This is a genomic window from Nocardia sp. No.11 (assembly GCF_038752175.1).
GTDB lineage: Bacteria > Actinomycetota > Actinomycetes > Mycobacteriales > Mycobacteriaceae > Nocardia > Nocardia canadensis.
The window spans coordinates 1-4608 of sequence record NZ_JBCGFB010000222.1 but is presented as its reverse complement, the minus strand read 5'-3'; the positions used below and the strand labels follow the sequence as shown (position 1 = coordinate 4608).

The window sequence follows — 4608 nt, the reverse complement described above, 5'->3', positions numbered from 1 at the left end:
GGCCACGACCGCCGGATGCCGCGGGGAGACGGCACCGCCGCTCGCCGCCGCGAGCGTGCCCAGCAGTCCGTCGACGAAGTCCGCCGTCGAGGTGATCGGCCGGGCGCGATCGCGCAGGGCGGGACCACCGCACCACCCGGCGGTCGCCGCCCGGAGTTCGGCACCGCGACCGGCCGGGGAATCGGGGTCGAGGAACACCACGATCCCGGTCGCGCCGCCGGTGTCGACGCGGTGTTCGGTGTCGGGCGGGATGACGATCTCGGCCCCGGTGTGCGGTCGGCCGTCACCGTCGAGCACGGTTACCGGCGCGTCGGCCACGATGATCTGCGCGGCATGGTGGGCATGCGCGCGGGTGCCGCCGATCGTCCCGGTGAAGGCGAGCACGCCGGGCCGGATCAACGCCCCGGCACCGCGCCAGGCGACCTCGCTCACGCCACGGACCCGGCGCCGGAGCCGGCCGGTGTCACTGCCGGTAGGTCGCCAGGAAGCGGCCGATGCGCTCGATGATGGCCTCGAGCTCGTCGGCGTGCGGCAGGGTGACGATCCGGAAGTGGTCGGGGCGTGGCCAATTGAAGCCGGTGCCCTGGACGATGTGCAGCTTCTCCTGCAGCAGCAGGTCGAGCACGAACTTCTCGTCGTCGTGGATGCGGTACATGTCCAGGTCGATGCGCGGGAAGGCGTACAGCGCGCCCTTCGGTTTCACGCAGGACACACCGGGGATGGCGTTGAGGGCTTCCCAGGCGCGGTCGCGCTGCTCACGCAGCCGCCCGCCGGGCAGGGTGAGGTCGTAGATGCTCTGATGCCCACCCAGGGCGGCCTGGATCGCCTGCTGCGCGGGCACATTCGCGCACAGCCGCAGACCGGCCAGCATCGTCAGGCCCTCGAGGTAGCTCGCGGCGTGCTGGGTGGGGCCCGAGACCACCAGCCAGCCCGAGCGCAGTCCGGCGGCCCGGTAGTTCTTCGACAGACCGGAGAAGGTCAGGCACAGCAGATCGGGCGCGAGCGAGGCGACGGCGGTGTGCTCGAGGTCGTCGTAGTAGATCTTGTCGTAGATCTCGTCGGCGAAGACGACCAGATTGTGCCTGCGGGCGATCTCGAGGATCTCGCGCAGCACCTCCGGCGGATACACCGCGCCGGTGGGGTTGTTCGGGTTGATCAGCACGATGGCGCGGGTGCGGTCGGTGATCTTGGCCGTGATGTCGGCCAGGTCGGGGTACCAGTCGGCACCCTCGTCACACAGGTAGTGCACCGGCGTGCCGCCGTTGAGGGCGGTCGCGGCGGTCCACAGCGGGAAGTCCGGGGCGGGGACGAGGACCTCGTCGCCGTTCTCGAGCAGCGCGGTCATCGCCATCATGATCAGCTCGGAGACGCCGTTGCCGAGGAAGACCTCCTCGACGCTCACGTCGTCGACGCCGAGGGTCTGGTAGTACTGCACCACCGCGCGCCGGGCCGAGAGCAGGCCCTTCGACGAGCTGTACCCGGTGGAGGTGGGCAGCGTTCGGACCATGTCCTGCAACAGATCCGGGGGCGCGTCGAAGCCGAAGATCAACGGGTTGCCGGTGTTGAGCTTGACGACGTGATGGCCCTCGGCCTCGAGCCGGGCCGCCTCCTCCGCGACCGGGCCGCGGATCTCGTACGACACTCCCGACAGCTTGCTGGACTGCTTGACCTGCATGAACATCCCTCCGAAGTGTGGTTGCCGCACACACTACTTGGTATTTCCAAGATTTCACTTGGTTTTTCCAAGTCTATGGTTAGAGTAGGACACGTGCCACGCCGAAGCTACGACCACTACTGCGCGGTCAGTCGCGCGCTCGACCTCGTCGGGGACCGGTGGACCCTGCTCGTGGTCCGCGAACTGTGCGCGGGCCCGCGCCGCTACAGCGACCTGTTCGCCGACCTGCCCGGGATCAGCACCGACATGCTCGCCACCCGGCTCAAGGATCTCGAGCGCGAGGGCATGATCACCCACCACCGCAACGGCATGCGCTCCAGCTACGAGCTGACCGACGCTGGCCTGGCCCTGCGCCCGGTGCTCGACGCGCTGTCGGTGTGGGGCACACCCCGCCTCGGTGACCGCAAGCCGACCGACGCGGTGCGCGCGCACTGGCTGGCACTGCCGCTGGGCCACGCGGTCGCCGAGATCGTCCCGGCGGGCACCGTGACGGTCCACATCGGCGACACCGTGCTGCACTACGTGATCACCGCCGACGGCGTCACCCACCACGACGGACCAGCCCCGGCACCGGACCGGGAACTGCGGCTCGAGCTGGCCGAGGCCACCGAGATCGCCACCGGCGCCCGGTCACTGACCGTCTGACCGGATCAGCGGGAAATCCGTGACCGCACCACCGAACCGCCGGTGACGCCTCGGCCGGATCTCGGTGCTGATGACGGTGGCCGGATCGCGTGATCGTCGTACCGGCAGCTCGGTTCGCCGACGCTCGCCCGGACCGGCCCGGGCAGGGAGCCGTTCCGGGCGGGTGTCAGCGGGCGGCGACGGCCGGGGCCGTGCAGGTGCCGATGAGGGCGGTGTCGTGGGTGGCGGCGCGGAAGCGGGGGTGGTCGAGGATGTCGTGCAGGAACTCGGTGGTGGTGGCGACGCCCGCGCCGGTGATGGTGGTCTCGGCCAGCGCGCGGCGCATGCGGGCGATGGCGGCCGGGCGGTCGGGCGCCCAGACGACGACCTTGGCGAGCAGCGAATCGTAGTGCGGGGGAATCGCGTAGCCCGTCCCCACATGGGTGTCGACGCGCACGAACGGACCACCGGGCAGCGCGCACTCGACGAGAGTGCCTGCGGCTGGGGCGAATTCGCGCTGGGGATCCTCGGCGTTGATCCGGCACTCGATCGACACCCCGCGCGGGCGGAGATCGGCGGGCAGGGACAGCGGTTCGCCCGCCGCGATCCGCAGCTGTGCGGCGACCAGGTCGACGCCGGTGACCATCTCGGTGACCGGGTGCTCGACCTGCAACCGGCAGTTGACCTCCATGAAGTAGAACTGCCCGTCGGGACCGAGCAGGAACTCCACGGTGCCCGCGCCCACGTACCCGGCCGCCGCGCAGCCGCGCACGGCCGCCGCGCCGATCCGGTCAGCGAGTTCGGCGGACAGGCCGGGAGCGGGCGATTCCTCGACGAGTTTCTGGTGTCTGCGCTGTAGCGAGCAGTCGCGCAGGCCCAGGTGCACCACCGTGCCGTGGGTGTCGGCGAGGATCTGGACCTCGACGTGCCTGGCCGATTCCAGGTAGCGCTCCAGGTAGAGCCTGCCGTCGCCGAAGACCGCGGCGGCCGAGGCCCGGGTGTGCTGCCAGGCGGCCCCGAAGTCGTCGCCGTCGCGGACCACCCGCATCCCGCGGCCACCGCCGCCGGCGACGGCCTTGATGATCACCGGGTAGCCGATCTGCTCGGCCAGCGCTCGGGCGGCCTCGGCGTCGTCGATCGGGTCGCGGCTGCCGGGCAGCAGCGGCAGCCCCGCGTCGGCCATCAGCGCCCTGGCCGTGGACTTGTCGCCCAGCCGCGCCATGACGGCGGCGGGCGCACCGACGAAGACGAACCCCTCCGCCTCGCACACCTCGGCGAAATCCGGGTCCTCGGAGAGGAATCCGTAGCCGGGGTGGATGGCGTCGGCGCCGGTGGTGCGGGCGGCCTCGATGATCGCCGGGATCGACAGGTAGCTGCGCTTGGCCGGGGCGGGCCCGATCTGCACGCGTTCGTCGGCCAGCCGGACCGCCGCCGAGTCCCGGTCGGCGACCGAGTGCACCGCGACGGTCGCGATGCCGAGTTCCCGGCAGGTGCGGATCACCCGCACCGCGATCTCGCCGCGGTTGGCGATCAGCACCTTACGGAGGGGGCGGGTCACCGCAGCGCCTCGAACACGATCAGCGGCTGGCCGTGCTCCACGGCGTCACCGTTGTCGACGAGCAGTTCGGCGACGACGCCCTCCGTGGTCGCGGTGACCGGGATCATCAGCTTCATCGCCTCGATGATGCCGACCTGCTGACCCGCCCGGACGGGGTCACCGACCGAGACGAACGGCGCGGCACCGGGTTCCGGCGACCGATAGAACACCCCGACGGTCTCGGCGGTCAGGGCGAAGGTGTTCGCACCGGTCGCGGCGGACTCGACCGGCGCGGGCGGGGTGACGAGCGCGAGATGCCCCGTGGTCTCGGGGACGACGGCGGGAGCCGAGACGGGCCGGTCGTCCCAGGTGACCCGCAACGAGACCGGGCCGTTGGCGACGGTCACCGAGCTCGGGTCGGCGGCGGTGGCGCGCACCTGCAGCGCGTGGCGGGTCAGGACGGCGAGGCTGTGGTCGGCGTCGGTGGCGCTCACCGCCCGCTGGACGGATTCGCTGAGGGCGGGCTCGGTCATCGGTTCTCCTGAATCTCGGTGCGGGCGAGTCGAATCGGTGGTCCGGTCCGGCAAGCGCAGGACCTGACCGAGGGCCGTCAAGGGAAGGCGGAGGCGGAACGGGCGGATCGTGGCCGTCATCGGGTCGCCGCGGCCTCGGGACGCGCCAGGCCGTAGGCCCGGAATCGGCGGTGGCGCTGGGCCAGCAGCTCGGCGGTCGGCCAGGCGCGCAGTTCGTGCACGGCCTGGCGCACGGCGCG

The 4608-nt window shown here is 71.6% G+C and carries 4 protein-coding genes and 1 pseudogene; 1 reads left to right on the top strand and 4 read right to left on the bottom strand.

Features of this window, described 5'->3' with window-relative positions:
• Positions 1-432 (bottom strand): annotated as a pseudogene (locus V8688_RS31365) (AraC family transcriptional regulator); the annotation flags it as partial.
• Positions 433-463: 31 nt separating this feature from the next.
• Entirely contained in the window at positions 464-1681 is a 1218-nt protein-coding gene (locus V8688_RS31360) for a pyridoxal phosphate-dependent aminotransferase (RefSeq protein WP_305082661.1), read from the bottom strand.
• A gap of 87 nt (positions 1682-1768) precedes the next feature.
• On the opposite strand from V8688_RS31360, the gene V8688_RS31355 reads away from it, so the two are divergent.
• A complete protein-coding gene (locus V8688_RS31355; RefSeq protein ID WP_218719809.1) occupies positions 1769-2320 on the top strand; it encodes a helix-turn-helix domain-containing protein in 552 nt (183 codons plus the stop codon).
• Positions 2321-2486: 166 nt separating this feature from the next.
• Here the strand turns inward: V8688_RS31355 and V8688_RS31350 are convergent, their stop codons facing one another.
• Positions 2487-3857: an acetyl-CoA carboxylase biotin carboxylase subunit gene (locus tag V8688_RS31350; protein ID WP_342802326.1), complete on the bottom strand. Its 1371-nt coding sequence runs from the start codon at positions 3855-3857 to the stop codon at positions 2487-2489.
• On the bottom strand, positions 3854-4369 hold the full coding sequence (locus V8688_RS31345; RefSeq protein ID WP_218719811.1) for an acetyl-CoA carboxylase biotin carboxyl carrier protein subunit: 516 nt from the start codon (positions 4367-4369) through the stop codon (positions 3854-3856). The genes V8688_RS31350 and V8688_RS31345 overlap by 4 nt, the downstream gene beginning before the upstream one ends.
• Positions 4370-4608 lie beyond the last annotated feature (239 nt).

Excerpts from the sequence above, each read along its gene's own strand:
- V8688_RS31360 (WP_305082661.1), bottom strand. The coding sequence starts at position 1,681 with ATGTTCATGCAGGTCAAGCAGTCCAGCAAGCTGTCGGGAGTGTCGTAC.
- V8688_RS31345 (WP_218719811.1), bottom strand. The coding sequence starts at position 4,369 with ATGACCGAGCCCGCCCTCAGCGAATCCGTCCAGCGGGCGGTGAGCGCC.